The sequence below is a fragment of the Streptomyces speibonae genome, from assembly GCF_984686075.1.
This window is the reverse complement of sequence record NZ_OZ480260.1, coordinates 3,136,177-3,161,943: the sequence shown is the minus strand read 5'-3', so window position 1 is coordinate 3,161,943 and position 25,767 is coordinate 3,136,177. Positions and strand designations below refer to the sequence as shown.

Sequence of the window (25,767 nt, the reverse complement as noted above, 5' to 3'; positions counted from 1 at the left end):
CTCCTAGAGGGGGGCCTGGAGATGGAGGCGGCGGGACAGGTCGGAGGTGAACACCCCGCGCGGATCCAGCTCGGCGCGCAGCGCGCGGAAGTCGTCCAGGCGGGGGTACATGGCGGCGAGCAGTTCGGGGCGCAGCCGGGAGTCCTTGGCGAGGTAGACGCGGCCGCCCGCGCCGGCCACCTCCTCGTCGAGCTCGTCGAGGAACCCGCCGAGGCCGGGCAGCGACGCCGGGACGTCCAGGGCCAGGGTCCAGCCGGGCATGGGGAAGGACAGCCAGCCCGGGTCGGCCTCGCCGAAGCGTTTGAGGACGGCGAGGAAGGACGGGCAGCGCCGCTCGGAGACCCGGCGCACGATCCGGCGCAGGGCGTCCTCCCGCCCGTGTCCGACGACGAACTGGTACTGCACGAAGCCGCCCCGCCCGTAGACACGGTTCCAGTGCGGCACGCCGTCCAGGGGGTGGAAGAAGGCGGGGATCCGCTGGAGCTGCCCGGTCCGCGCGCGGGGCGCCCTGCGGTACCAGAGCTCGTTGAACAGCCCCACCGTGGTCCGGCTGAGCAGACCCTCGGGGACGAAGGAGGGGGCGGCCGGGAGCCGGGAGGTGCGGAAGGCCAGCGGCTCCCGGCGCGCGCGGGTGCCCCGGGGCAGCGCCTCCAGGGGCGCGTGGTCGCCGCGCGTGAGCACCGCGCGGCCGGTCGCCCGGCCCCGGGCCAGCAGATCGATCCAGGCGACCGAGTAGCGGTAGCGGTGGTCGGTGCCGGCGAGGCGGGCCATCAGGTCGTCGAGGTCGTCCGCGCGTTCGGTGTCGACCGACATCAGGGAGGTCTCCACCGGCTGGAGCCGGATCGTCGCGGTGAGGATCACCCCGGTCAGGCCCATGCCGCCCGCGGTCGCCTCGAACAGCGGTGTGCCCGGCGCGACCGCGGTGACCCGGCCGTCGGCGGTGAGCAGTTCCAGGGAGAGCACATGGCGCGAGAAGGAGCCGGAGACATGGTGGTTCTTGCCGTGGATGTCGGCGCCGATCGCCCCGCCGACCGTCACGTAGCGGGTGCCCGGGGTCACCGGCACGAACCAGCCGAGCGGCAGCAGCACCTCCATCAGCCGGTGCAGGGAGACGCCCGCGTCGCACAGCACGGTGCCGCCGTCGGCGTCGATGGCGTGGATCCGGTCCAGGCCCGTCATGTCGAGCACCGCGCCGCCCGCGTTCTGCGCCGCGTCCCCGTACGCCCGTCCCAGGCCCCGCGCGATGCCGCCGCGGGCGCCGCACTGCCGGACGGCCAGAGCGGCCTCCTCGTACGTCCGCGGACGGATCAGCCGGGCTGCGGTGGGAGCCGTGCGGCCCCACCCCGTGACGGAAACGGTGTCGGCAGGCATGACGGCGACCGTATCGCCCCTATGTGACGCGTTGGATTTGAAACGTCACTCCCATCCCCGAAACGGGTGATTAATGGGATGTCGCCCAATAGTGACGGAAATACGGCCCGTCGGGGGTGAACAGTGGGTCCACATGGACGACCACCACGACCTCCCGCACCCCCGGGGTCTGACGGGCCTGGACCACCGGATCGTCGCCGTGCTCAGAGCGTGCGGCACGGACCCGCGCGTGGCCGGTGCCGCGCGCTGCCTGTCCCGGGCGGGGGAGCACGGGGCGCTGTGGCTCGCGGCGGGCCTCGCCGGTGCCGCCGTGGACCGCCCGCGGCGCGCCGCCTGGCTGCGGGGCGCCGCCCTCACCGCCGGCGCCCACGCCGTCAGCATGGGAGTGAAGCGCGTCGTGCGCCGCCCCCGCCCCGCCCACGTCGAGCCGCTGGTGGGCACGGCCGGCCGGCACTCCTTCCCCAGCTCGCACGCCACCTCCGCCGCGGCCGCCGCCGTCGCGTTCGGCGCGCTGGGCGCCCGCGCGGTGCCGCCGCTGGCCGCCGCCGTGTGTCTCTCCCGCCTGGTGGCCGGCGTCCACTACCCCTCGGACGTGGCGGCGGGCGCCGTCCTCGGCGCGCTGACCGCCCGGCTCGGCGCCCGCTGGATGACGGGAGGTTCCGCGTGACCCTCCTGCGCGAACGCCCCGGCCGGCACGAGAGCGCACCGCCCCGCGGACGCGGCCTCCTCAGGGGCCTGCTCCGGACCGCGCGGCCCAAGCAGTGGGTCAAGAACGTCCTGGTGATCGCCGCCCCCGCCGCCGCGGGCGAACTGTTCTCCGCCCGCGCCCTGACCCGGCTCGCCCTGGTCTTCGTCCTGTTCACCGCCTGCGCCGCCGCCGTCTACCTGGTCAACGACGCGCGCGACGCCGAGGCCGACCGCGCCCACCCCACCAAGTGCCGCCGTCCCGTCGCCGCCGGCCAGGTCCCCGTACCGGTCGCCTACGCCGCCGGGATCACCCTCGGCGTGCTCGCCCCGGCCGTCGCGGCCCGGCTGTGCCCGCCGGAGGTCGCCGCCCTGCTCGCGGCCTACCTCGGCATGCAGTTGGCGTACTGCCTCAGCCTCAAGCACGTCCTCGTCGTGGACCTCGTCGTCGTCACCACCGGCTTCGTGATGCGCGCGGTGATCGGCGGACTGGCCCTCGGCATCCCGCTGTCCCGCTGGTTCCTGATCACCACCGGGTTCGGCGCGCTGTTCATGGTGGCCGCCAAGCGCTACTCCGAAGCCGTGCAACTGGCCGGAACGCAGGGCGCCACGCGCCCGCTGCTCACCGAGTACACCACCGGCTACCTCCGCTTCGTCTGGCAGCTCGCCGCCGGTGTGGCCGTCCTCGGCTACTGCCTGTGGGCCCTCGGGGAGAGCGGGGCCCCGCACACCGGCGTGCTGCCCTGGCGGGAGCTGTCCGTGGTCGCCTTCGTCCTCGCCGTCCTGCGCTACGCCGTCTTCGCCGACCGGGGCAGCGCCGGTGAACCCGAGGACGTGGTGCTGGGCGACCGCGCGCTCGCCCTCATCGGCGTGCTGTGGGCGGCGATGTACGCCCTGGCGGTGGCGGACCGGTGAGCCGTCCGCTCACCCGCCGCCGGGAACTCCTCGGCTTCGCCACCGCAGGACTGCTCGCCTACGCCGTCGACCTCGCCCTCTTCACCTGCCTGCGCGGCCCCGCCGGACTCGACCCGCTCACCGCCAAGGCGCTCTCCTTCGTCGCCGGCTGCACGGTCGCCTACGCCGGCAACGCGCACGGCACCTACCGCGACGCCGGGGTGCGCGGCGCCCGCCCCTACGCCCTGTTCTTCGCCGTCAACCTCGCCGGCGCCGCCGTACAACTGCTCTGCCTGGCCGTCAGCCACTACGGGCTCGGCCTCACCTCGCAACGCGCGGACACCGTCTCCGGGGCGGTCGTCGGCATGGCGCTGGCCACCGGTGTCCGGTTCTGGGGCACCCGGACATTGGTCTTCCGCGCGGCGGGCAGAGTCGGTTCATGGACTGGCTGAAAAAGCTCCCGGGCATCGGGCCGTGGGCGGCGCGCCTGACGCTCACGCACGCGTGGCGGTCGTACGAGCGTCTGGACCGCGTGCACTGGACACGGCTGGCCGCCGCGATGACCTTCCGGAGCTTCGTCGCCCTGTTCCCGCTGCTCACCGTGGCCGCCGCGATCGGCGCCGCCACCCTCAGCCAGGAGCGGCAGACCGCCCTCCAGGACACGATCACCGACCAGGTGCCCGGCATCTCCGACCAGTTGGACGTCGCGGACCTGGTGCACAACGCCGGCACCGTCGGCCTCATCGCCGGCGCCGCCCTGCTGTTCACCGGCATCAGCTGGGCCGGAGCCATGCGCGGCTGCCTGCGCGCGGTGTGGGAGCTGCCCGACGAGGAGGAGAACCCCCTCCTGCGCAAGGGCAAGGACGCGGGCATCCTCGTCGGGCTCGGCGGCGCGCTCCTGGTCACCCTCGCCGCCTCCGCCGTCGCCTCCGCGCTGGTCGGCCGCATCAGCGACGCCATCGGGCTGGAGAAGGGCGGCTGGGGCGGAATCGTGCTGCACATCGCGGCGTTCGCCGTCGCCGTCGGCGCCGACTTCCTGCTGCTGCTGTACGTCCTCACCCTGCTGCCCGGCGTCGAACCCGCCCGGCGCCGCCTGCTCGTGGCCGCGCTCACCGGCGCGATCGGGTTCGAACTGCTGAAGCTGCTGCTCAGCGGCTATCTGCAGGGCGTGGCCGCGAAGAGCATGTACGGCGCGTTCGGCGTCCCGGTGGCCCTGCTGCTGTGGATCAACCTCACCTCGAAGCTGGTCCTGTTCTGCGCCGCCTGGACGGCCACCCCGGGCAAGCGGGACGAGACGGCCGACGCCGTCACGGTCGCGAACGGCGGCGCACCAGGTCCGGCAGCGGCCAGCGCCGGTTGACCAGGAACGCGCCGCCCGCGAGCAGGACCAGCACCCCGCCGACGATGCCGAGGGCGACCCCGATGCCGTCCGTGCCGCTGCTCGCCGTGGCGCTCGCCGCCGGCTTCGAGCCGCCCCCGGCGCCCCCGGCCTCACCGGGAGAGGCGGACGGACCCGGGCGGGCGTCGGCCTGGTCGGCGCTCTTCGGCGGCACCAGCTCACCGACCGGTTCGACCTTGCCGGCGGCCTTGAAACCCCAGTCCAGCAGCCGCGCGGTCTCCTTGTAGACCGCGTGGGGCTCGTCCTTCTGCGGATTCATCACGGTGACGAGCAGCACCTTGCCGTCCCGTTCGGCGACACCGGTGAAGGTGGCGCCCGCGTTGGTGGTGTTGCCGTTCTTCACGCCCGCTATGCCCTGGTAGACGGGCACGCCGGGGGCACCGCTCAGCAGCCGGTTGGTGTTCTGGATCTCGAAGGACCCGCGGACCTTCTTGCCCTTCTTGTTCTTCTTCGTCTCGCCGGGGAACTTCGCCGAGACCGTCGAGCAGTACTCCCGGAAGTCCTTCTTCTGGAGTCCGGAGCGGGCGAACAGGGTCAGGTCGTAGGCGGAGGACACCTGGCCCTCGGCGTCGTAGCCGTCCGGGCTGACCACCCGCGTGTCGAGGGCCTGGAGCTCCTCGGCGTGCGCGTTCATCTCCTCGACGGTGTTCTCCACGCCGCCGTTCATCGCCGACAGCACGTGCACCGCGTCGTTGCCGGAACGCAGGAACACACCCAGCCACAGGTCGTGGACCGTGTAGGTCTCCTCCTCCTTGATGCCGACCATGCTGGACCCGGGCCCGATCCCGGCCAGGTCGGAGACCTCCACCTTGTGCTTGGTCGTCCCGGGCCACTTCGGCAGCAGCGTGTCGGCGAACAGCATCTTCAGCGTGCTCGCCGGGGCCAGCCGCCAGTGCGCGTTGTGTGCGGCGAGCACATCACCGGACTCCGCGTCGGCGACGATCCAGGACCGGCCCGACAGTTCCTTCGGCAGCACCGGCACCCCGCTCGCGAGATTGACCTGCGTTCCCGGCTTGCCGAGCCGGGCACCGCCGACGATCGACATCTTGGCCGGGGGTTTGGCCGACGGCGTCGTCGACGGTTTGGGGGCCGCCGTGGCGACGGGCGCGGTGAGCGCGGTGGATATCAGGACGGCGGAGGCGACCAGCAGGGAGCGCCGGACGGTGTTCTTGGGTGCGGGCACGGTCGGAAACGTACATGCCACACCTGTGGAAGTCCCGCCCCGGGTTCCACCCCGGGCAAGGAACCGGACAGCGGCCCGAGATACTGGACGCATGCCGTGCTCATCCGGGGGACAACCCCCGGGCCCCCGGCCGGTCACAGGAGCGCGGCGTTCCGATGAAAGGTCTGTTCCGGTGAAGCTCAGCCGCCCCATCTCCTGGTTCCTGCTCGTCTTCGGGGTGTGGAGCTGGGTCATCTGGATCACTTTCGTCAACAACCTGGTCAAGGACAGCAGCGGACTCGCCTTCGAAAACGGGAATCCCACGGCCTACTTCTTCGTTCATCTGACGCTCGCCGTCGTCTCCTTCGTATGGGGGACGGTCATCGGGGGCATCGGGTTGCGCGGCCTGCGCGCACTGAGCCGGACGTCACGAACGACCTCGTAAAGCAAGGGAACCGCGCACCGTGGCCATCGTCTTCGTACTCATCGCTCTGCTGGTCCTGGCCGTCCTGGTCACGGGCAACTGGTTCGTGTGGCGGCGGCTGTTCCGGGACACCACGCGGGGGCCGGGCGCGGTGCGCCGCGCGGGTGCGGTGGTGATCACGGGCGGCTGGGTGCTGGCCGTCGGCGCCTTCGTCGCCGAGAACGCACAGGCTCCCTTCTGGCTCCAGCAGACGCTCTCCTGGCCCGGGTTCCTGTGGATGGCGCTCTCCCTGTACCTGCTGCTGGCGGTGCTCGCGGGCGAGCTGGTACGGCCGGTGCTGCGCCGCATCCTGGAGCGACGGGCGCGGGCGACGGAAGCGGGGACGGCGGAAGCGGGGGCGGCACGGGCGGCGGACGCTCCGGCGAAGCCGAGGCCGATACCGGCGGGGCAGGGCGCGGGTCCTGTCAACGGCGGCACAGCGGACGCCGGGCCGGGCGGTGAGGGTGCCGCGCCCGGCGGTGAGAACTCCGCGTCCGGCGGTGGCACAGGCGCGACCGAGGCGCCCGCCGCGCCTGTCCCGTCCTCCGGTCCCTCCCGCCGTCTGTTCGTCTCCCGTGTCATCGCCGGGGCTGCCGCCACGGCGGCCGTGGGCACCGTCGGCTACGGGACGTACAGCGTGCTGCGCGGGCCGGGCGTGAAGCGGGTCACCGTGCCGCTGGCCAAGCTGCCCCGCGCGGCGCACGGTTTCCGGATCGCGGTGGTGAGCGACGTCCATCTCGGGCCGGTGCTGGGGCGGGGCTTCGCGCAGAAGGTCGTCGACACGGTCAACTCGACCCAGCCGGACCTCATCGCGGTCGTCGGGGACCTGGTGGACGGCAACGTGGACGACCTCGGCCCGGCCGTGGCCCCGCTCGCGCAACTGAGGGCCCGTCACGGGTCCTTCTTCGTCACCGGCAACCACGAGTACTACTCCGGGGCCGAGCAGTGGGTCGAGGAGGTACGGCGGCTCGGGCTGAACCCGATGGAGAACGCGCGCACGGAGCTGCCGCACTTCGATCTCGCGGGCGTCAACGACGTGGCCGGCGAGGAAGAAGGGGAGGGGCCGGACTTCGCGCGGGCGCTGGGGGACCGGGACCGGGAGCGGGCGTGTGTGTTGCTGGCACATCAGCCTGTGCAGATTCATGAGGCCGTCGACCATGGGGTGGATCTGCAGTTGTCCGGGCACACGCACGGGGGTCAGCTGTGGCCGGGGAATCTGATCGCCGGCGGCGCGAATCCGACGGTGGCCGGGCTCGAGCGGTACGGGGACACGCAGCTGTACGTGACCCGGGGGGCGGGGGCCTGGGGGCCGCCGACCCGGGTGGGGGCGGAGTCGGACGTCACGGTGATCGAGCTGGCGTCCCGGGAGGCGTGACAAGGCAGGGGTGCCCGCGGTTGCCGGCACCGGCCTCGCCGGCCCGCCGTGTCAGACGGAGTGCGCGGGCTGTTCCGCCGGCGCCGGCGTCCCGTGTTCCTCGTCCGTCGACGCGCGGCGGCCGGGCAGGGTCACCGTGACCGCGAGCCCCTTGCCCGGTGCCGTCAGGACCGACACCTCGCCCCCGTGGGCCCGCACCACGCCCTGCACGATCGCCATCCCCAGCCCGCTGCCGGCGCCTCCGCCCGCCCGGAAGAACCGGTCGAACACCCGGGCCGCGTCCTCCGCCGCGAGCCCCGGTCCGTCGTCCGCCACGGACATCCGTACGACGCCGTCCGTGCGGACCACCCCCAGCCGCACCGGTACGTCCGACGGCGTGTGCGTCCGGACGTTGCCCACCAGATTGCCCAGGACCTGCCGCAGCCCGGCCTCGTCGGCCTGCACCAGCACCGATCCGTCCGCGTCCACGGTCACCGGCCGCTCCGGCTGGTGCATCCGCAGGTCCTGCGCCGCGTCCCGCACCAGCCGGCACACGTCCACGTTGCGCAGCCGCAGTTCGGGACGCTGGTCCAGCCGGGCCAGCACCAGCAGCTCGTCGACCAGCCGCCCCATTCGGTCGGACTCCGTCATCATCCGCTCCCAGGCGCGCTTGCGCTCCGTGGGATCGACCAGCATCCCCCGGTCGTGGAGCTGGAGATAGCCGCGTATCGCGGCCAGCGGGGTGCGCAGCTCGTGCGAGGCGTCCGCGACGAACCGCCGCAGCTGGGCCGCGCTGCGCTCGCGCGTCCGGTACGCCGACTCCACCTGCTGGAGCATCGAGTTGAGCGCGAGCCGCAGCTGCTCCACCTCGAGGATGGGATCCTGGCTGGAGGGGACACGCCGGGTCAGATCGCCCTCCGCGATCGCCGACGACGTCTCCACCATGTCCTCCAGCGGCCGCATCCGCCGCCGCACGCTGAGCATGGTCAGACAGGCCAGCAGCAGCAACAGCAGGCTGCCGATGGCCAGATCGAGCTTGACCGCCTTGGTGACGCCCGCGTGCACCGACTCCGTGGAGGTGGCGAGCAGGATGCGCGTGCCGTCCGCGAGCTGGGTGGCGGTGACGCGGTAGGCGGTGCCGCGCACGGTGATGTCGCGTGGTTCCGGGGCCTCGACCAGGGCGGACGCGTCGCCCACGGCCTCCGCCAGGGCGTGCTGGGTCCTGGTCGGCTCGAAGCCGAGGACGCCGATGGGCTCGCCCCGGGTGTCGACCGCGGCGAAGAGCTGGTCCGGGTCCTCGTCCCGGTTGAAGTCCGGATCCACCCGGTCGCGGAAGAAGGTGAGCGCGCCCAGCGAGTCGATCTGACGCAGCGTCAGCGCCGAACCGCCCACCGACTCACGGGTGCGCTTCAGCTCCGTGTCGATCTGGTCCAGCAGGTAGTAGCGCATGCCCATCACGCTCACCGCTGTCGCCGCCACGATGCCCAGCGCCAGCAGGATCACGTTGGCCAGGGTCAGCTGCCCGCGCAGCGAGTGGATGCCCCGCGTGGAGCGCGGCCATCTCAGCGGCGGCCTCATGTCAGCCCGTACCCGACGCCGCGCCTGGTGGTGATCACCGGCGGTCCGATCGTGTCGAGCTTGCGCCGCAGATAGCTGATGTAGGTCTCGACGACGGTCGACTCGGCCGGGGCGTGCTCGTACTGCCAGACGTGGCGCAGCAGTTGCTCCTTGGGCACGATCCGGCCGCCGTTGCGCACCAGGAACCGCAGCAGCGCGTACTCGGTGGGGGTGAGCTCGACCGTGCGGCCCGCGCGGCGCACCGAGTACGTCGTCTCGTCCAGTTCCAGGTCGCCGTGGCGCAGCGGGGCGGGCTGCGGCAGCACGCCGGCGGGGCGGGTGCGGCGCAGCACGGCGGTGATCCGGGCGACGACCTCGTCGATGTTGAACGGCTTGGTGATGTAGTCGTCGCTGAAGCCCAGCGCGCCGACGACCTCGGCCGGCGCGTCCCGCGCGGTGAGGAACACCAGCGCCAGCTCCGGCCGCCGGGTGCGCAGTTCGCGGCCCAGGGCGCGGCCGTCGCCGTCCGGGAGCATCACGTCGAGCAGGGCGCAGTCGGGGCGGGTGTGCTCGGTGAGCGCGAGCGCCTCGCGGACCGAGCCCGCGGTCATGACTTCGAAACGGTGGTAGCGCAGGGCGATGGCGAGGACGTCCGCGATGCTCTCCTCGTCCTCCACGACCAGCACGGTGCCGGTAGCTGTCGTCATGCCCCCAGTATCGGCGCCGGCGGCCGCCCCCGTACGGGTAGCCGCCTTGGAGTTCCTTGAGAGTCTCCCGTGAGCCGTGTTCCGCGACGGGTGCCGCACCCGATTCTTCTGTCAGGACCTGGGGGACCTACCGATTACGAAGGAGTTTGAAACGTGGCGGCATTGGCACGCTGGTGCTATCGGCACCGGCTGGTGGTCCTTCTGCTGTGGGTGGGGGCGCTGTTCGGACTGGGGGCATCGGCGAGCAGCGCGGGCACCAATTACTCGGAGATCTTCTCGCTTCCGGACACCGACTCCACGCGGGCCATCGACCTGATGGAGCAGGCCTTCCCGGAGCGCGCCGGCGACACCGACACCGTGGTGTGGAAGGTCGACGAGGGTTCGGTGCGCGACGAGGCGGTGCGCTCGCGGATCGAGCCGGCGCTCGAGGAGATCGGGGGGATGGACGGCGTCGGCGCCGTCGAAAGTCCGTACGACGAGCAGGGCGCGCAGCAGATCAGTGAGGACGGGCGCGTCGCCTACGCGCAGGTGACGTTCACCGAACAGGCGAACTCGCTGTCGCTGGAGCTGATCGAGGACGTCGTCGACACGGCGCAGGCCGCCGAGGGCGACGGGCTCCAGGTGGATCTGGGCGGCCAGGCCATCTCGCGCACCCAGGAGCCCCCGGCCGGCATGGCCGAAATGGTCGGCATCCTGGCGGCCGCCATCGTGCTGTTCGCGGCGTTCGGATCCTTCCTCGCGATGCTGCTGCCGCTCGTGGTGGCCGTCTTCGGTGTCGGCACCGGCATGTTCGCCATCCAGCTGCTCAGCCATGCCACCAACATCCCCGAGATCGCCACTCTGCTGTCCACGCTGATCGGCCTCGGCGTCGGCATCGACTACGCCCTCTTCATCGTCACCCGGCACCGGCGCGGCATCCTGCGCGGCGCCGCCCCGGAGGACGCCGCGGTCACCGCTCTCAACACCTCCGGCCGCGCGGTGCTGTTCGCGGGCGGCACGGTGTGCATCGCGCTCCTCGGCATGCTGGTGACGAACCTGCGCTTCCTGGACGGTGTCGTCATCGGCACCACCCTGACCGTCGTGCTCAGCGTGCTCGCCGCCGTCACCCTGCTGCCCGCGCTGCTCGGACTGCTCGGCCACCGGGTGCTCAGCCGCCGGCAGCGCCGCAAGCTCGCGGCGACCGGCCCGCAGTCGGAGTCGGCGAGTGGTCTCGTCATGCGCTGGTCCACCACTGTGGAACGCCGCCCGCGTCTCATCGCCCTGGTGTCCGTCGTGCTGATGGCCGCGCTCGCGATCCCGCTGCTGTCGCTGCGGCTCGGCGCGGTGGACCAGGGCAACGACGACGCCTCCATGACCACCCGGCAGGCCTACGACACGCTCGCCGAGGGCTTCGGGCCCGGATTCAACGGTCCGCTCCAGGTGGTCGTGAAGGGTGAGGCGTCCGACGGCCTGGTGACGGCGGTGGAGCAGACCGAGGGCGTCGCCCAGGTCGGCGCCATGCCGCCCGCCAACGGCGTGACCGTCATCCAGGTCATCCCGGAGACCGCACCGCAGGACGAGGAGACGGGCCGGCTCATCGACACCTTGCGTGAGGACGTCCTCCCGGAGGCGGGCGTCGAGGCGCATGTCGGCGGGGCGACCGCCGTGTCGAAGGACTTCGCGACGGTGAGCGCGGAGCGGCTGCCGCTGTTCATCGCCGCCATCATCGTGCTCGGCTTCCTGCTTCTGCTGCTCGCGTTCCGTTCCCTGGTGGTGCCGCTGACGGCCGCCGTGATGAACCTCCTCGCGGCGGCGGCCTCCTTCGGTGTGCTGGTGGCGGTCTTCCAGTGGGGCATCGGACTGGATCAGCTGGGCCTGGGCAAGGAGGGCCCCATCGAGGCCTTCCTGCCGATCATCATGCTGTCGCTGCTGTTCGGCCTCTCCATGGACTACCAGGTGTTCCTGGTGAGCCGGATGCACGAGGAGTGGGTGCACACCCGGGACAATGCCCGCGCGGTGCGCGTCGGCCTCGCCGAGACCAGCCGGGTCATCACCTCCGCCGCCATGATCATGGTCTGCGTCTTCCTGGCCTTCGTGCTCAGCGGCGAATACAGCGCCGCCATGGCGGGTGTGGGGCTGGCCGCCGCGGTCGCGCTGGACGCGCTCATCCTGCGCATGGCGCTGGTCCCGGCCGTGATGCATCTGCTCGGCCGGAGCAACTGGTGGCTGCCGGCCGGTGTGGAGAAGCGGCTGCCGCACCTGGCGGTCGAGCCCATGGAGGACGAGCCGGAGCCTGGTGCGGCGCCCGGGACACCGCCGGCGATCCCGGGGCAGCGCGACGGCTCCGCCTCCGTCGTCCACGGGTTCGTCCGCACCGTCGACGGTGAGCCCGTCGAGGGCGCGGCCGTGACGCTGATGACGGCCGGCGGCCGGCAGCTGGACCGGGTCGTCTCGCACGCCGACGGCGCCTACATCGTCGCCGTCCCGGCCCCGGGCACCTATCTGCTCGCGGCCACGGCGAGCGCGTACGGCTCCCGCGCGGCGCAGGTGAGCGTGGGGGAGGGACCGCTGGTGCACGACGTGGAACTCGCCCCCGGCGAGGTGGACGCCGTCAACTGACGGCAGGGGGGCGTCCGTCGGCGGCGGGCGCCCCCTTCGCCGCGGGGTCGGGCAACGCCTTGGTCATCCCGGGCAGGAACTCCGTGAACAGTTCGTGCACCTCGCGGACTAGGGGCCGCAGCACCCGGAACCGGGCCAGGGCGACCCCCCGCGCGGTGAGCCGGGCGCCGCGCTCGGCGAGCCGGTAGCTGCGCTCACGGCCCTCGGTGCGGTCGAAGACCCAGTACAGGACCAGGCCCATCTGGGAGAGCCACATCAGCTCGGGCAGGATGTCCCGCAGGTCCTCGGGCACCTTGGTCCGCGTCCCGGCGAGCACCGCGCGGTGCACGCTGATGGCCTCCTCGCGCGCGTGCTCCGACTCGGGGGAGAAGGGGCTGAGCGGGCTGTCCGGGTCGGCCGCGTTCTTGAAGAACTGCACCGCGAACTCGTGGTACGGCGCGGCGATGTCCAGCCACGCCTTGAGCACGCCCGCGAGCCGGGCCTCCAGGTCGGTCTCCCGGGCCAGCACCTCCCGGGTCGCCACCTGGTGCTCGGCGGCGATCCGGTCGTAGAAGCCCTGGATCAGGTGTTCCTTGCCCTCGAAGTAGTAGTACGCGTTGCCGACGGAGACGCCGGCCTCCTTGGCGATGGCCCGCATGGTCGTCTTGTCGTACCCGCGCTCCTGGAACAGCCGCATGGCCGTCTCGAGGATCAGTGCGCGGGTCTGTTCGGACTTGCTGAGTGCGGCGCCGTCGTCGGGGCCGTCGTTCTTCGCGGACACGGAACCAGAGCCTAACGCCAGGACGCGGGCCCCTTTACGGGGCGGTACAGCCGTCGGCGTCGCAGCTCGGCGGGGTGTGGGCCCAGCCGTCGCGCGGGTCGTACGTCCACCCGTCGCCGCGGTGGTACACCCGCCCGCCCCGGCGGGCCGCGGCCCCGCGCCACTGGGCGGCGGCGAGCACGGCGCCCTTGGCGAGCCGCGCGCCGGACGGGGTGCTCAGGCGGTGGGCCAGCCGCCGGTGGTTGCGCAGCGCCCACAGGGTGACGATCCAGGCGGCGGCCCCCCGGTAGACCTGGCCGCCGTCGGCCACGACGGTGATCTCCTCCAGGGTGGCCCCGTGGTCGAGACCGGGGAACGCGGCCCGTGCCGCCGGTGACCCCGCCGGGACCAGCTCCAGCGGCACCAGCTGCGGCTGGCGCACCAGCCAGTCCCGGACGAAGGAGCACAGGGAGCACTCGGCGTCGTACAGCACGGTGAGCCGGCGGACCGGGACGCGTACGGCGTCCCGGTCCCGGTGGACGGCCGTCACGCCGCTCACGCCCCGGCCGTCGGGGCGGCCCAGCCCTGCGGGGGCACGGGCGGCAGCTGCTCGCGCTCCATCACCCCGCGCCGCCGGATCTTGTTGAGCACGTACACGTTGGCCAGGTGCATCACACCGAGCACCAGCAGCACCACGCCGAGCTTGGTCGACAGGGCCTCGAAGATGCCGCGGGTGTCGGTGATCGTCTCGTCGTCGCTCAGGTACAGCGCGACGAAGCCGAGGTTGACCAGGTAGAAGCCGACCACCAGGAGGTGGTTGACGGCCTCGGCGAGCTTCTCGTTGCCGTGCAGCACGTCGGAGAGGAAGATCCGCCCGTTCCTGCTCAGTGTGCGGGCCACCCAGACGGTCAGCCCGATGCTGACGACGAGGTAGATGACGTAGGCGATGACCGTGCGGTCCATGTCCCCCAGCCCTTCTTGAACGCGTTCAAAACGCTGACACGGATGACTCTAGACCCACGTTTTGAACGTGTTCAACTCGCTGCGGAGTGGCCTGCGTCACGCATGCCGAAGGGCCCCGTCTCCGGCGGAGACGGGGCCCTTGCAGGCGGGGCGGCGTACCTCAGTAGCGGCGCGTGATCAGCGCCCGCTTCACCTCGGCGATCGCCTTGGTGACCTCGATACCGCGCGGGCAGGCGTCCGTGCAGTTGAAGGTCGTGCGGCAGCGCCAGACGCCGTCGCGGTCGTTGAGGATCTCCAGACGCTGCTCGCCGGCCTCGTCACGCGAGTCGAAGATGAACCGGTGCGCGTTGACGATGGCCGCCGGGCCGAAGTACTGCCCGTCGTTCCAGAACACCGGGCAGGACGACGTGCACGCGGCGCACAGGATGCACTTGGTGGTGTCGTCGAAACGCTCGCGGTCCTCGGCGGACTGCAGGCGCTCCCGCGTCGGCTCGTTGGTGTCCTTCGTGATCAGGAAGGGCATCACGTCCCGGTACGCCTGGAAGAACGGCTCCATGTCCACGACCAGGTCCTTCAGGACCGTCAGGCCCTTGATGGCCTCGATCGTGATCGGCTTTTCGGGGTTGATGTCCTTGATCAGCGTCTTGCACGCCAGACGGTTCTTGCCGTTGATCCGCATCGCGTCGGAACCGCAGATGCCGTGGGCGCAGGAACGGCGGAAGGTCAGCGTGCCGTCCAGATCCCACTTGATCTTGTGCAGACCGTCGAGGACGCGCTCCTTGGGGTCGATCTCCAGCTGGAAGTCTTCCCAGGTCGCCTCCGCCGAGACCTCCGGGTTGAACCGGCGGATCCGGAAGGTGACGGTGATGTAGGGGGAGTCGGCGAAGCCCGGCTCGGGCGCGCCGGCCGCGTCGCTCTTGTCCAGAACGGGGGTAGCCATCAGTACTTACGCTCCATCGGCTGGTAGCGGGTCTGGACGACCGGCTTGTAGTCCAGACGGACGGTCTCGGTGCCGTCGGCGCCGACCTCGCGGTACGCCATCGTGTGGCGCATGAAGTTGACGTCGTCGCGGTTCGGGTAGTCCTCGCGGTAGTGACCGCCGCGGGACTCCTTGCGGGCCAGTGCCGAGACGGCCATGACCTCCGCCAGGTCGAGCAGGTTGCCCAGCTCGACGGCCTCCAGCAGGTCGGTGTTGAACCGCTTGCCCTTGTCCTGGATGGCGACGTTCTTGTAGCGCTCGCGCAGCTCGGCGATCTTCTCGACCGCCGTCTTGATCGTCTGCTCGGTGCGGAACACCATGACGTTGGCGTCCATGGTGTCCTGCAGCTCGCGGCGGATCTCGGCCACCCGCTCGGTGCCGGTGGACGAGCGCAGCCGCTCGATCTGCCCGACGACGAACGACTCCGGGTCCTCCGGCAGGTCGACGAAGTCGGCGGTCCTCGCGTACTCCGCCGCCGCGACGCCGGCCCGCTTGCCGAACACGTTGATGTCCAGCAGCGAGTTGGTGCCCAGGCGGTTGGCGCCGTGCACCGACACGCAGGCCACCTCGCCGGCCGCGTACAGACCCGGCACGACGGTGGTGTTGTCCGCCAGGACCTCGCCCTCGACGTTGGTCGGGATGCCGCCCATCGCGTAGTGCGCGGTCGGCTGGATCGGGATCGGGTCCGTGTAGGGCTCGATGCCGAGGTAGGTACGGGCGAACTCGGTGATGTCGGGCAGCTTGGCGTCCAGCTGCTCCGGCGGGAGGTGGGTGAGGTCGAGGTAGACGTGGTCGCCCTCGGGACCGCAGCCGCGGCCCTCGCGGATCTCCGTGTAGATGGAGCGCGAGACCACGTCGCGCGAGGCGAGGTCCTTCATGACCGGCGCGTACTTCTCCATGAAGCGCTCGCCGTCCTTGTTGCGCAGGATGCCGCCCTCACCGCGGGCGCCCTCCGTCAGCAGGATGCCCATGCGCCAGATGCCGGTCGGGTGGAACTGGAAGAACTCCATGTCCTCCAGCGGCAGCCCGCGCCGGTACACGGCCGCTTGGCCGTCACCGGTCAGCGTGTGCGCGTTCGACGTCACCTTGAAGAACTTGCCGGTGCCGCCGGACGCGTAGATCACGGACTTCGCCTGGAAGACGTGGATCTCGCCGGTCGCCAGCTCGTAGGCCACCACACCGGCGGACTTCTTGACGCCGTCGACCTCGGTGATCAGCTGGTCCAGGACGTAGAACTCGTTGAAGAACTCCACGCCCTCCTTGACGCAGTTCTGGTACAGCGTCTGGAGGATCATGTGACCGGTGCGGTCGGCCGCGTAGCAGGAGCGGCGGACCGGGGCCTCGCCGTGGTTGCGGCTGTGGCCGCCGAAACGGCGCTGGTCGATCGTGCCGTTCGGGGTCCGGTTGAACGGCAGACCCATCTTCTCCAGGTCGAGGACCGAGTCGATGGCCTCCTTCGCCAGGATCTCGGCGGCGTCCTGGTCGACCAGGTAGTCACCGCCCTTGACCGTGTCGAAGGTGTGCCACTCCCAGTTGTCCTCCTCCACGTTGGCGAGCGCGGCGGCCATGCCGCCCTGCGCGGCGCCCGTGTGGGAGCGGGTGGGGTAGAGCTTGGTCAGGACAGCGGTGCGGCTGCGCTTGGTCGCCTCGATGGCGGCACGCATACCGGCGCCACCGGCGCCGACGATGACGGTGTCGTACTTGTGGATCTTCATAGTTCTCGCAGCCCCGTGCCTAGCGGATGTTCGGGTCGAAGGTGAAGATCACCAGCGTGCCCAGCAGGATGGTGAACACCGTGGCGGTGTAGAGCAGGCCCTTGAGCCACAGCCGGGTGTTCGGCCGCTCCGCGTAGTCGTTGATGACCGTACGCAGGCCGTTGGCGCCGTGCAGCATGGCGAGCCAGAGCATCAGCAGGTCCCAGACCTGCCAGAACGGCGAGGCCCAGCGGCCGGCCACGAAGGCGAAGCCGATCTTGGAGACGCCGCCGTCGAGCACCAGCTGGATCAGCAGGTGGCCGAGGACGAGGACGACCAGGACGACGCCGGACAGGCGCATGAACAGCCACGCGGCCAGCTCGAAGTTGCCCCGGGTGGACTTCGGGGTCTTCCTGGTCCGCTTGCGCGGGGGCTCGATGACCGGCGCCGGGTTGTCGACGGAGTACAGCGAGGCACCCTCGACGGGGCCGATGCCCGGGGTGGCGGAGGTTTCAGTCGTGGACATGGGCGTCAGCTCCCGAACAGTTCACGAGCGGCGTGGCCGAGGACGGGGTAGATCGCCCCGAGCATCAGCACGACCCAGATGGCGACGACGGTCCAGAGCATCTGCTTCTGGTAGCGGGCGCCCTTGACCCAGAAGTCGACGGCGATGACACGCAGGCCGTTGAGCGCGTGGAAGAGGACGGCGGCGACGAGGCCGTACTCCAGCAGCGCGACGATCGGCGTCTTGTACGTGGCCACGACCTCGTCGTAGGCCTCGGGGGACACCCGCACGAGAGCGGTGTCCAGCACGTGAACGAACAGGAAGAAGAAGATGAGGACGCCGGTGACTCGGTGAGCCACCCAGGACCACATTCCTTCCCGGCCGCGGTACAGCGTTCCAGCCGGCACGGAAATTTCCTCCGGGAGCGGGGATTGGGGCCGCGCCGGCTTTCCTTGTCGGTCGGGCCCGGCCGGGTACGGTCCACCGGCCCCCAGCATGGTAGCGACGAGTGCCTGCGGTGCTTACAGGGGGCCTGCCGGTGTGATCAAACTGGCACGCGTACGGGCTACCCGCGGCCGCCGGGGAGGGGGGTATCGGGATGGGGGGATATGCGGTCAGAAGCCGGGTGCGGCGCCGTCGTGCTGGTGCGCGCCCACGCGGCGGAGCCGCAGATCGTCACCGCCCCGCGCCCCCAGGAGACCGGTCAGCCGTTCCCTGGCCAGGCGGCGGAGTTGCTCCGCTGCCATGACCCGCTCGTCCTCCGGATCGTTCGCCAATCGTGACCGGATGTCGGTCAGGACGTGGTCCAGGGCTTCGTCCCGGGGGACTCCCTCCAGGGAGATGACGAATACGTGCCCGAATCTGGCCTCGTAGGCCGAGTGGGCCGCGCACAGGGCCGTGTGGGCGGCGGAGTAGGTGTCCTCGGGCAGGTCGGGGAGGGATTCCGCCGCCAGGGCCTCGTCCAGTTCCTTGACGGACAGGTCGTACGCCGCCTCGTCCGAGGCCGCCAGGAGGGACGCCAGGTCGGGGTACGGGCGGTGGCCGGCGACGCGCAGGGCCCAGCGCGGGCTGTGCAGGCAGGCCAGAAGGGCACGCTCGGCGTCCTGGGCGGGGGCGGTGTTGAACCGCTCGAGCGGGGACGGGGTGCCGGGCGCGCCGCGGGACTGTCCGGGTATGGCGACTCGGCCGGGGAGGTCTGGGAGACGGTGCGCAGGCAGCGTGGGTCCTCGTGGGCGTCGCGTGTGTGTCGGTGGCAGATGCTGTGAGAGTTCTGACGTCACGTTATCGAGTGAGTCCGAGACGTGTCCGATCGGTACCCCCGATTCACCCGGACGGCAGAGTTTGAGAACGGTTCGTCGACGCCCTTCACCCGAACGGGCCGTACGTTGGCGGGGTGAGTCAGCACAGTCAGGACAGGCGGCAGGGCAGGCGGCACCGGCGGCGCTCCGTGGCGGGGGCGGTCAGGGAGCGACGGGTGCTGGCCGCGGCCGTGGCCGCGGGCGCGCTGGTGGCCGGGACCGGTGTGGGCATCGGCCTGTGGGTGTCCTCCGACGGCGACGGCGCGCCCTCGGGGGCGACGGCGGCGCAGAGCCCCACCCCGAGCCCCAGCCGCTCCTACCCCCTGTCGAAGGCGCCGCGCACCATACCCGCCGTCCGCGAGCACACGGCGGAGCGCGGTCCCGGCTGGCGTCCCGCGCGCGAGCACCGGGTGGTCGTGGCCGACCCGGCGCTGGCCGACGAGGGCCGGCTGATAGCGGACGAGCTGGGGCTGACGTACGCGGGCGAGAAGGACGACGAGCGGGACGGTGACCTCCGGCTGGAGCTGAACCGCGGTGACGGCGCCGGTCCCGAGTCGTACACGATGACCGTGCGGGGCGGCCGGGTGACCGTGACCGCCCCGGCCGAGGCGGGCGTGTTCTACGGCACGCGCACCCTCAAGCAGGAGATAGCCGGGGCCGGCGCCGCACCCGAGGGCGTGGTGCGCGACGAGCCGGCCAAGGAGCGGCGCGGGATGATGCTGGACATCGCGCGCAAGCACTACAGCGCCGACTGGATCGAGGACCGGATACGCGAACTCGGCGACCTGAAGTTCAACGAGCTCGGTCTGCACTTCTCCGACGACCAGGGCTTCCGCATCGAGTCCGAGTCCCACCCCGAGATCGTCTCCTCGGAGCATCTCACCAAGGCCCAGGTCGAGAGGATCGTCGACCTCGCGGCGAGCCGGCACATCACCGTCGTGCCGGAGATCGACTCGCCCGGCCATCTCGGCGCGGTCCTGGCCGCCCACCCCGACCTGCAACTGCGCAACGTGAACGGCGGCGCCGTGCGCGGCGCGATCGACATCTCCGAGCCGGAGTCCGCCGAGATCGTGGACGACCTGCTCGACGAGTACGCCGGGCTCTTCCCCGGCGGCCAGTGGCACCTCGGCGGTGACGAGTACCAGGCCCTGGTGGTCTCCGACCCCGAGGCGTCCTTCCCGCAGCTGGCCGCCGCCGCGCGCGAGAAGTACGGCTCCGGCGCGACCGTCGAGGACCTGACGACCGGCTGGCTCAACGACCGGGCCGCCACCGTCCGCGCCCACGACCGCACGCCCCGCGCCTGGAACGACGGCTTCTTCCGCGGCGGATCGGTGCGGGCCGACAAGGACATCCGGGTCGCCTACTGGACGGGCAAGGAGATCGGGGCCCGGCAGCCCGCCGAGTATCTGCGCGAGGGCCGCGAGGTCATCAACTACAACGACGAGTTCCTCTACTACGTCCTCGGCGAGCCCCTGACCTTCGTCTATCCGACGGGGCAGCGGATCTACGAGCAGTGGACGCCGCTGGTGCTGCGCGGCACCACCGCCGTCCCCGAGCGGTACGACGACCAGATCCTCGGCGGGTCCTTCGCCATCTGGGGCGACCTGCCCCGCTCCCAGACCCAGGACCAGGTCGCGGCCGGCATCCGCATGCCGCTGCGGGCGACCGTCCAGAAACTGTGGGACCCCGACGACCCCGAACTGTCCTGGGCGGAGTTCCGCGGCCTTGCCGACGACCTGGGCTGACCTGCGCGCTTGCCCCTTCGGTCATGGATTGCCGCATACGCCTGCGAACCCCCGTGCGACTGTGGTGGTGTTTTCGTGATCCGAACCGACGAGGGGGAACGGCAGCACATGGGCTACTGGGGGTATTTCGTCGTGGGCCGCGGGGAGCGGCCGCTGGCCGAACTCGACGCGCTCTCCGGCGCGGCCGGGGGGCTGACCCTGCGCACCTCGGCGCCGGAGGGCTGGCAGCTGTGGGAGTACCCGGGTGAGGGCGACATCGGGAACATGAACGACCTGGCGCGGGAGACCGGCGCGCCCGCGCTGTTCGGCTACGTCATGAACGGCGACTGCGTGGTCGTGGAGGCGGCGTCACCGGAGAGCGGGGCGTGGACGACCTGCCTCGCCCGGACCGCCATGGCCGGATATCTCGACGGACAGCAGGAGGGGCTCACCGTCGACGACTACTTCCTCGAGCCCGCCGACGCCGCCGAGCGCGCCGTCTTCTGGGCCGAGGAGGCGGGACACACCGTGTCCCCCGAGGACCTGGCCGGCATCCTCAAGGCCGAACCCGAGGAGATGGCCGAAAACCTCTTCTTCCGGCTCCTCGACCGGCTCGGAGTGGTACCCGAGTGACACTCCGGGCTCATCGCACGCAGTAAGGGACGATGCGGGCTCCGTGAGGACGACGCCCGTGAAGGGCCTCGTCCGGGGCCTGTGACGACCCACAGAGGGAGGCGTGGATGAGCCTGGTGGAACTGATCGCACAGGCGGACGAGCGCGGACTGGCCGTGAGCGGGTTGGCTTGTTTGGACCGGTGCGTGCCGCTGCTGGGCGGCGACGACGAGGTGCTGCGCCCGCTGTGGTCGAGCCTCGCGGAGGACGCCGCCGCCGGCGACTGGGCCGAACGGCTGGAGCAGGCGCGCGGCAAGCTGGACGCGGCCCCCGGCGACACGGACGAGCCCGTGGCGCTCGCCCACCGGATGCTCGCCACCGCCCCGGCCGAGCGGTCCCTCGCCGGACTGCGGGAGTGGGCCGACGCCTGCTCCCTCGACGCGCTGCGGATCCACCGGCTGCTGGACGGCGCCGCCGACGACGGCCGAGGCCCGGCCGAGGTGTGCCGGGAGGGCGAGTCGGACGGTCTGTCACCGCTGCTGGCCGCCGAACTGCGCCGCCAGATGTCCGTACTGGAACTGGTGGCCGCGCACGGTCCGGCAGGGCTGCGGGGCGCGCTGGAGGTGTCGACGGAGGGACGGCGGGTGCTCCGCGCGGCCGTGTCCCGCCGCAGCCGCCGGGACGGCTGAGCCTCCCGTGTGCGACCGTCCCGGGGTGGTTCTGCGCCCGTTGCGGAAAGCCCGGGAATCCGGGTGACGAAACGCTTCGTCGCAGCGCTCTTCAGGATGTGACGACTGCGACGACTGTGACGACACAGCAGGAGACCAGGCCCTCGGCCGCGACGAAGCCGGTCCGCTGGGCGGCGGACGCGGTGGTGGCGATGCGCGAAGGGGCACGGCTGCGCCTCGACTACTCGGCGCGCAGCCTGTGGAGCGTCGACCGGATGATCGAGGACATACGCCAGGAGTCGGCCCCGTACGCCGCCGTGGAACTGGTGCTGCGCGGACTGGGCGCTTATGCCGGTGAGGTGATCGTCCGTCAGGCCGGGGGCGAGTGGTGGTCCTCCGGCGGCGACCACTGGGTCCGCACCCCCGACGGCCGCCTCTGGGACCCGATCGACGAGGCCCGGCGCTGCTACACCCATGACGGGTCACTGCGGCTGCTGTGCCGGGACGCCTCCGGCGGGGGACCGCGCCGGTAGCCGGACGACGACGGCCGGGACCCCGCGCGGAGCCCCGGCCGCCGTCGTCACCGGGTCCCGGCTGGAACACCGTGCCGCCGTACCCGAGTCCCGTGCTGTTGCCCGGGAGGTACAGGACCGCGCGGTCCCATGTGTCCCCGCCCTCCGCGCCGAACGTCAGGCCCGCGCGGCCGTAGCCCGGACGTGCCCCGGACCAGGATCGCGGCGCCCGCGTCCTCGCGGTTGGTGCCGTCGCGGCTGAGGTCCTCGCCGGCGACCCGGTGGCCGCGGTGTGCGTGCCGGACCGGGTGGTGCCAACGGTGTGCCGTGGCACTCACCGGGCGCCTGGGCCTGACGAAACGTTTCGGCGGTGGTCACCGGTGTCGTGCATATGCCGCCGGTCCCTCACGGACGTGTCAACTGATGGAAAGTTGTACAGAATCCGTGACATGGCTGTGTGGTGATCGACACGTTCATCACCTGTGATGATCAGGGTCCGGCGTCCGCTTGATCTCCTGGGAACCCGACCGGATTCCCCAGAGACCGGGCGGAGGGGGCGCCACCGGCTTCCGCTGGACCACTCCGTGGCCGGCCTGCGCGTCGTCGACGCCCTGGTGGACGGGCCGCGCAAGGGTGCGGCGGACGGCGAGCGGGTGCGCGGCACGCTGTTCGAGCTCGGCGCCTACGTCGGTGAGGTGCCCGTGCGCCGCGCGGGCGGCGAGTGGGTGGATCTCGACGAGGGGCAGCGCACGTACTTCGGGCAGCCGGTCGGGGTGCGGATGCCGGACGGCCGGATCCGGAACCCGGTCGGCACGGTCCACATCCGGTTAGAGGAGGGAAGGAAGGAATCCCTGCAGACGTTCACCTGGTGCCGCACGGGCGTGCCGGACGGACCACCGCCGCCTGAACAACGAACACAGTGACATGGGGGTATTCCCGTCGTGGGCAAGCGTGACGGACGTGGAGAGCGACGCGGGCGCGGGGAGCGGCCCGCGAACGGGGGCCGGCGGGGGAGTGGCGAGGGGCCGGGACGTGACGGAGGTCACGGCGGCGCGAGCGAGCCGGGGCGCCGGTCCGAGCGGGGGCGGTCGCGGTCCAGGGGGCGGCGCTGGGGCCGGACCGCACCGGCCGCACTGGCCTTCGGCGCGGTGATGATCGCCTCGGGAGTGGCCGTGGCGTACTACCAGGACCACCGCGGGTCCGGCTCCGGCGATGCGTCCGCTGCCGCCGGGGACATGCTGGAGGGCAACGCCGGCGAGAGCGGGGAGGCCCCGGAGTCGCGGGCCCCGAAGAGCCCCGACGCCTCCAAGTCACCGTCCTCGCCCGCCTCTTCCTCCCCGTCCTCCTCCCCCTCCTCGTCCGCCTCGCCGTCGTCCGAGGAGATCGACATCCCCGCCTCCGGACCGGGGACCTTCGTCACGGCGCAGGCCGACGGCACGGTCGTCGGCAAGGGCAGCCGCGTACGGCGCTACATGGTGCTGGTGGAAAATGGCATCGATGTCTCGGCGAGCGCGGCCGCCGACGAGATATCGGCGGTCCTGGCCGACCAGCGGGGCTGGACCCGGGACGGGACGAACTCCTTCCAGCTCGTCAGCTCCGGTTCGTACGACTTCGTTGTGAAGATCGCCACGCCCGGCACGACCGACCAGATCTGCGGCGCCGCCGGTCTGCAGACCCGCGGTGAGGTCAACTGCAGCGTCGGCACGGACGTGGTGGTCAACCTCAAGCGCTGGGTGCTGGGTTCACCGCAGTTCGACGGCCCCATCGGCGAGTACCGCGCGCTCATCGTCAACCACGAGGTCGGCCACCGCATCGGACACGGCCACGAGACCTGCCCCGGGCCCGGTAAGCCGGCCCCCGCGATGATGCAGCAGATCAAGGGACTCAAGGGCTGTGTCGCCAACGCCTGGCCCTACAGCCGGGACGGCTCCTACCTCGGCGGCCCGCAGGTGCCCTGACCATCGGCCAACGGCCTGACCGGCCCGGATGTGACCCATGAGGCGTCCGGCGGGCTGTGACACTTTCGTGGCGCCGCACGCTGATGACCGTGGGGGTGTGGGCGCCGACGGACGTGCTCACGCCAAGCGCGCGGGGGACGCGCGACCCGCTCGGTACGGACGAGGACGGTTCTTGGGCCACGGAGGGGAACCCCGCCGCGCACAGGCGTACGACGGGGAACTGGGCGCGGCCGTCGCGCGGGCCCAGAAGGGGGACGAGGCCGCCTTCGCCGTGGCCTACCGGCTCGTGCAGCCCGGACTGCTCGGGTACGTGCGCGGGCTCGTCGGGGACGACGCCGAGGACGTGATGTCGGACGCCTGGCTGGAGATCGCCCGCGACCTGGGGAGGTTCAAGGGCGACGGGGCCGGGTTCCGGGGCTGGACGGCGACCATCGCCCGGCACCGGGCCCTGGACCACCTGCGCCGGCAGCGGGTGCGTCCCCGCCCCTCGGCCATCGAGCAGGACGTCCTGGACCTGCCGGGCGCGCAGAGCACGCACGAGCAGGCCATGGAGGCCATGTCCACCGAGTACGCCCTCGAACTGGTCGGCGCGCTGCCGCGGGACCAGGCCGAGGCCGTGCTGCTGCGCGTGGTGGTCGGCCTCGACGGCCCGGCCGCCGCCCGCGTCCTCGGCAAGCGTCCGGGGGCGGTACGGACGGCCGCGTACCGGGGTCTGAAGCGCCTGGCGAAGCAGCTCGACGCCGAGAGTGTGACGGATGAGGCGCCGCGGACGCTGGGTGAGTCGACATGAATGTGGGCCGGGACGGTGGACGGCACGGCGGTGTCCGCCCCGGGCCGTCCGCACCCGGCGGTCCGCGGCGGCCCCCGCGGGCCGGTCGCTGAACGGACCGGACATGCGGAACGTATCCGTCGGTCCGGGCGTGCGGCCCGCCCGCGCGTACGGGTGGCGCCGGGCGTGCGGGTGGCGCCGGGCGTGTGCACCGGGTGGCGCCGGGCGTGTGCACCGGGTGGACCGAGCAAGAGCGAGCAGGGACGGGAACGGACATGGGTGAACGGCAGAGCGACGGCGGGCAGGCCGGCCGTCGGCGTGTGCACCCTGAGGGCGCGGTGCCCGCGCAGGACCACGCTGCCGTCCGTACCGCCGATGTGGAGTCGCTGCTCGCGGTCGCGCTGATCCGCGGCGGGGTGGACGCCGGGGCCGAGCAGCGGGCCGTCGCCGCGTTCGTCGCCGCGCGGGAGTCGGGGGCGCATGGCGCGCGCACCCGGCGCCGCGACGACTGGCGGAGCCGTCGGCGGCGGTTCGGCAGCAACTCGCTGAAGGCCACGCTCTCCGCGCTGGTCGCCGGCCTCACCCTGAGCGGCGTCGCGGTGGCCGGTATCGGCGCGGCGGGTTCCTCGACCGACGGGCCTCCGAAGGACCCGAAGGACACCCACGCGCCGTCCGGCGCCACGGCTCCGGCCGTCCCGAAGTCCGCGGGCCCCGACGCCGGTTCCGCTGCCCGGAACACGGACCGTCCCGGCACCGCCGGGGACACCGAGGCCCATTGCCGGGCCTACGCACGGGTCGAGGGGCGCGGCAGGGCGCTGGACGCGCCGGTCTGGAAGCAGCTGGTCGAGGCGGCGGGCGGCGCGTCGCGCGTCGACGCGTACTGCGCGGAACAGGACGGGGCGCGCCGCGAAGACGCCGGCGGCGCGGAGAAGAACGGACCGGACACCTCCGGCAACGGTTCCCCGGACACCCCGGACGACGCCGCCCGGAGCAACCCGGGCAACGCTTCCGGCACGGGCGCGGGGAACGGCCCGGGCGCGGGGAACGCGGGCAACGGCGACAACGCGGACGCCGCCGGCAACGCCACGGGCGGATCGGCGGGCAGGCCCGCCGATCCCGGCGCCCGGGGCCGGTGACGTCGGGCCGGCGGGTATACG

The 25,767-nt window shown here is 72.1% G+C and carries 27 protein-coding genes; 15 read left to right on the top strand and 12 right to left on the bottom strand.

What is annotated here, in order from left to right; translation table 11 throughout:
* Positions 1-3: 3 nt before the first annotated feature.
* Positions 4-1,371 (bottom strand): decaprenylphosphoryl-beta-D-ribose oxidase, encoded by a 1,368-nt coding sequence (gene dprE1, locus AC5L3C_RS14025; protein WP_493649293.1) that lies wholly within the window; start codon positions 1,369-1,371, stop codon positions 4-6.
* 133 nt (positions 1,372-1,504) lie between these two features.
* Between dprE1 and AC5L3C_RS14020 the strand changes: the two genes are divergently transcribed.
* Genes AC5L3C_RS14020 through AC5L3C_RS14005 form a run of 4 tightly spaced genes read left to right on the top strand, consistent with a single transcriptional unit; the run spans position 1,505 to position 4,309 of the window.
* A complete protein-coding gene (locus tag AC5L3C_RS14020; protein WP_493649292.1) occupies positions 1,505-2,038 on the top strand; it encodes a phosphatase PAP2 family protein in 534 nt (177 codons plus the stop codon).
* Positions 2,035-2,970 (top strand): decaprenyl-phosphate phosphoribosyltransferase, encoded by a 936-nt coding sequence (locus AC5L3C_RS14015; RefSeq protein ID WP_493649291.1) that lies wholly within the window; start codon positions 2,035-2,037, stop codon positions 2,968-2,970. The genes AC5L3C_RS14020 and AC5L3C_RS14015 overlap by 4 nt, the downstream gene beginning before the upstream one ends.
* Entirely contained in the window at positions 2,967-3,401 is a 435-nt protein-coding gene (locus AC5L3C_RS14010; RefSeq protein WP_493649290.1) for a GtrA family protein, read from the top strand. The genes AC5L3C_RS14015 and AC5L3C_RS14010 overlap by 4 nt, the downstream gene beginning before the upstream one ends.
* Positions 3,389-4,309: a YihY/virulence factor BrkB family protein gene (locus tag AC5L3C_RS14005; protein ID WP_493649289.1), complete on the top strand. Its 921-nt coding sequence runs from the start codon at positions 3,389-3,391 to the stop codon at positions 4,307-4,309. Before AC5L3C_RS14010 ends, AC5L3C_RS14005 begins: the two co-directional genes overlap by 13 nt.
* Here the strand turns inward: AC5L3C_RS14005 and AC5L3C_RS14000 are convergent.
* Complete coding sequence (locus AC5L3C_RS14000; protein WP_493649288.1) at positions 4,257-5,531, bottom strand: D-alanyl-D-alanine carboxypeptidase family protein; 1,275 nt, start codon at positions 5,529-5,531, stop codon at positions 4,257-4,259. The two genes, AC5L3C_RS14005 and AC5L3C_RS14000, sit on opposite strands and share 53 nt — an antisense overlap.
* A 172-nt stretch (positions 5,532-5,703) precedes the next feature.
* On the opposite strand from AC5L3C_RS14000, the gene AC5L3C_RS13995 reads away from it, so the two are divergent.
* Together AC5L3C_RS13995 and AC5L3C_RS13990 are read left to right on the top strand one after the other, a co-directional pair.
* Positions 5,704-5,955, top strand: coding sequence for an SCO4848 family membrane protein (locus AC5L3C_RS13995; protein WP_493649287.1), 252 nt, complete (start codon positions 5,704-5,706; stop codon positions 5,953-5,955).
* A gap of 19 nt (positions 5,956-5,974) precedes the next feature.
* On the top strand, positions 5,975-7,348 hold the full coding sequence (locus AC5L3C_RS13990; RefSeq protein WP_493649286.1) for a metallophosphoesterase: 1,374 nt from the start codon (positions 5,975-5,977) through the stop codon (positions 7,346-7,348).
* A gap of 51 nt (positions 7,349-7,399) precedes the next feature.
* Here the strand turns inward: AC5L3C_RS13990 and AC5L3C_RS13985 are convergent, their stop codons facing one another.
* Complete coding sequence (locus AC5L3C_RS13985) at positions 7,400-8,905, bottom strand: sensor histidine kinase (protein ID WP_493649285.1); 1,506 nt, start codon at positions 8,903-8,905, stop codon at positions 7,400-7,402.
* Positions 8,902-9,591 (bottom strand): response regulator transcription factor, encoded by a 690-nt coding sequence (locus AC5L3C_RS13980; protein ID WP_493649284.1) that lies wholly within the window; start codon positions 9,589-9,591, stop codon positions 8,902-8,904. The genes AC5L3C_RS13985 and AC5L3C_RS13980 overlap by 4 nt, the downstream gene beginning before the upstream one ends.
* Positions 9,592-9,753: 162 nt before the next feature.
* Here AC5L3C_RS13980 and AC5L3C_RS13975 point away from each other — a divergent pair, with 162 nt between their 5' ends.
* Positions 9,754-12,189 carry an MMPL family transporter gene (locus AC5L3C_RS13975; protein WP_493653875.1) on the top strand — a complete coding sequence of 812 codons (2,436 nt, stop codon included), beginning with the start codon at positions 9,754-9,756 and terminating at the stop codon, positions 12,187-12,189.
* Here the strand turns inward: AC5L3C_RS13975 and AC5L3C_RS13970 are convergent.
* From AC5L3C_RS13970 to AC5L3C_RS13935, 8 genes are all read right to left on the bottom strand, one after another.
* Positions 12,182-12,949, bottom strand: coding sequence for a TetR/AcrR family transcriptional regulator (locus AC5L3C_RS13970; RefSeq protein ID WP_125504605.1), 768 nt, complete (start codon positions 12,947-12,949; stop codon positions 12,182-12,184). The genes AC5L3C_RS13975 and AC5L3C_RS13970 overlap by 8 nt on opposite strands.
* A 34-nt stretch (positions 12,950-12,983) precedes the next feature.
* Positions 12,984-13,487: a thiol-disulfide oxidoreductase DCC family protein gene (locus tag AC5L3C_RS13965; RefSeq protein ID WP_493649283.1), complete on the bottom strand. Its 504-nt coding sequence runs from the start codon at positions 13,485-13,487 to the stop codon at positions 12,984-12,986.
* Positions 13,484-13,891, bottom strand: coding sequence for a hypothetical protein (locus AC5L3C_RS13960; RefSeq protein WP_493649282.1), 408 nt, complete (start codon positions 13,889-13,891; stop codon positions 13,484-13,486). The genes AC5L3C_RS13965 and AC5L3C_RS13960 overlap by 4 nt, the downstream gene beginning before the upstream one ends.
* 160 nt (positions 13,892-14,051) lie before the next feature.
* Positions 14,052-14,831, bottom strand: a complete 780-nt coding sequence (locus AC5L3C_RS13955) for a succinate dehydrogenase iron-sulfur subunit (protein ID WP_125504603.1) — start codon at positions 14,829-14,831, stop codon at positions 14,052-14,054.
* Positions 14,831-16,585: a succinate dehydrogenase flavoprotein subunit gene (sdhA, locus tag AC5L3C_RS13950; protein ID WP_493649281.1), complete on the bottom strand. Its 1,755-nt coding sequence runs from the start codon at positions 16,583-16,585 to the stop codon at positions 14,831-14,833. Before sdhA ends, AC5L3C_RS13955 begins: the two co-directional genes overlap by 1 nt.
* 19 nt (positions 16,586-16,604) lie before the next feature.
* Positions 16,605-17,090 carry a succinate dehydrogenase hydrophobic membrane anchor subunit gene (locus AC5L3C_RS13945; protein ID WP_125504601.1) on the bottom strand — a complete coding sequence of 162 codons (486 nt, stop codon included), beginning with the start codon at positions 17,088-17,090 and terminating at the stop codon, positions 16,605-16,607.
* Positions 17,091-17,095: 5 nt separating this feature from the next.
* The gene (sdhC, locus tag AC5L3C_RS13940) at positions 17,096-17,476 is read right to left on the bottom strand and encodes a succinate dehydrogenase, cytochrome b556 subunit (RefSeq protein WP_125504600.1); all 381 of its coding nucleotides are present in this window, start codon (positions 17,474-17,476) and stop codon (positions 17,096-17,098) included.
* 207 nt (positions 17,477-17,683) lie between these two features.
* Entirely contained in the window at positions 17,684-18,349 is a 666-nt protein-coding gene (locus tag AC5L3C_RS13935) for a 2-oxo-4-hydroxy-4-carboxy-5-ureidoimidazoline decarboxylase (protein WP_493649280.1), read from the bottom strand.
* A gap of 197 nt (positions 18,350-18,546) precedes the next feature.
* On the opposite strand from AC5L3C_RS13935, the gene AC5L3C_RS13930 reads away from it, so the two are divergent.
* From AC5L3C_RS13930 to AC5L3C_RS13895, 8 genes are all read left to right on the top strand, one after another.
* Complete coding sequence (locus AC5L3C_RS13930; protein WP_493653873.1) at positions 18,547-20,112, top strand: beta-N-acetylhexosaminidase; 1,566 nt, start codon at positions 18,547-18,549, stop codon at positions 20,110-20,112.
* A 108-nt stretch (positions 20,113-20,220) separates the two neighbouring features.
* A complete protein-coding gene (locus AC5L3C_RS13925; protein WP_493653872.1) occupies positions 20,221-20,724 on the top strand; it encodes a hypothetical protein in 504 nt (167 codons plus the stop codon).
* A 107-nt stretch (positions 20,725-20,831) separates the two neighbouring features.
* Entirely contained in the window at positions 20,832-21,392 is a 561-nt protein-coding gene (locus AC5L3C_RS13920) for a hypothetical protein (protein ID WP_493649279.1), read from the top strand.
* A 116-nt stretch (positions 21,393-21,508) separates the two neighbouring features.
* Entirely contained in the window at positions 21,509-21,904 is a 396-nt protein-coding gene (locus AC5L3C_RS13915) for a hypothetical protein (protein ID WP_185930992.1), read from the top strand.
* A 563-nt stretch (positions 21,905-22,467) separates the two neighbouring features.
* Complete coding sequence (locus tag AC5L3C_RS13910) at positions 22,468-22,806, top strand: hypothetical protein (RefSeq protein ID WP_493649278.1); 339 nt, start codon at positions 22,468-22,470, stop codon at positions 22,804-22,806.
* A gap of 228 nt (positions 22,807-23,034) precedes the next feature.
* A complete protein-coding gene (locus tag AC5L3C_RS13905; RefSeq protein WP_493649277.1) occupies positions 23,035-23,841 on the top strand; it encodes a DUF3152 domain-containing protein in 807 nt (268 codons plus the stop codon).
* A gap of 172 nt (positions 23,842-24,013) precedes the next feature.
* Positions 24,014-24,631, top strand: a complete 618-nt coding sequence (locus tag AC5L3C_RS13900; RefSeq protein WP_493649276.1) for an RNA polymerase sigma factor — start codon at positions 24,014-24,016, stop codon at positions 24,629-24,631.
* Between the two features lie 254 nt (positions 24,632-24,885).
* A complete protein-coding gene (locus tag AC5L3C_RS13895) occupies positions 24,886-25,746 on the top strand; it encodes a hypothetical protein (protein WP_493649275.1) in 861 nt (286 codons plus the stop codon).
* The last annotated feature ends 21 nt before the right edge of the window (positions 25,747-25,767 follow it).

What these genes read in the sequence shown, in the direction of transcription:
- AC5L3C_RS13905 (WP_493649277.1), top strand. Translation starts at nt 23,035, where the DNA reads ATGATCGCCTCGGGAGTGGCCGTGGCGTACTACCAGGACCACCGCGGG.
- AC5L3C_RS13980 (WP_493649284.1), bottom strand. Translation starts at nt 9,591, where the DNA reads ATGACGACAGCTACCGGCACCGTGCTGGTCGTGGAGGACGAGGAGAGC.
- sdhA (WP_493649281.1), bottom strand. Translation starts at nt 16,585, where the DNA reads ATGAAGATCCACAAGTACGACACCGTCATCGTCGGCGCCGGTGGCGCC.
- AC5L3C_RS13960 (WP_493649282.1), bottom strand. Translation starts at nt 13,891, where the DNA reads ATGGACCGCACGGTCATCGCCTACGTCATCTACCTCGTCGTCAGCATC.
- dprE1 (WP_493649293.1), bottom strand. Translation starts at nt 1,371, where the DNA reads ATGCCTGCCGACACCGTTTCCGTCACGGGGTGGGGCCGCACGGCTCCC.
- AC5L3C_RS13985 (WP_493649285.1), bottom strand. Translation starts at nt 8,905, where the DNA reads ATGAGGCCGCCGCTGAGATGGCCGCGCTCCACGCGGGGCATCCACTCG.
- AC5L3C_RS13895 (WP_493649275.1), top strand. Translation starts at nt 24,886, where the DNA reads ATGGGTGAACGGCAGAGCGACGGCGGGCAGGCCGGCCGTCGGCGTGTG.
- AC5L3C_RS13945 (WP_125504601.1), bottom strand. Translation starts at nt 17,090, where the DNA reads ATGTCCACGACTGAAACCTCCGCCACCCCGGGCATCGGCCCCGTCGAG.
- AC5L3C_RS14005 (WP_493649289.1), top strand. Translation starts at nt 3,389, where the DNA reads ATGGACTGGCTGAAAAAGCTCCCGGGCATCGGGCCGTGGGCGGCGCGC.
- AC5L3C_RS13955 (WP_125504603.1), bottom strand. Translation starts at nt 14,831, where the DNA reads ATGGCTACCCCCGTTCTGGACAAGAGCGACGCGGCCGGCGCGCCCGAG.
- AC5L3C_RS14020 (WP_493649292.1), top strand. Translation starts at nt 1,505, where the DNA reads ATGGACGACCACCACGACCTCCCGCACCCCCGGGGTCTGACGGGCCTG.
- AC5L3C_RS13920 (WP_493649279.1), top strand. Translation starts at nt 20,832, where the DNA reads ATGAGCCTGGTGGAACTGATCGCACAGGCGGACGAGCGCGGACTGGCC.
- AC5L3C_RS13925 (WP_493653872.1), top strand. Translation starts at nt 20,221, where the DNA reads ATGGGCTACTGGGGGTATTTCGTCGTGGGCCGCGGGGAGCGGCCGCTG.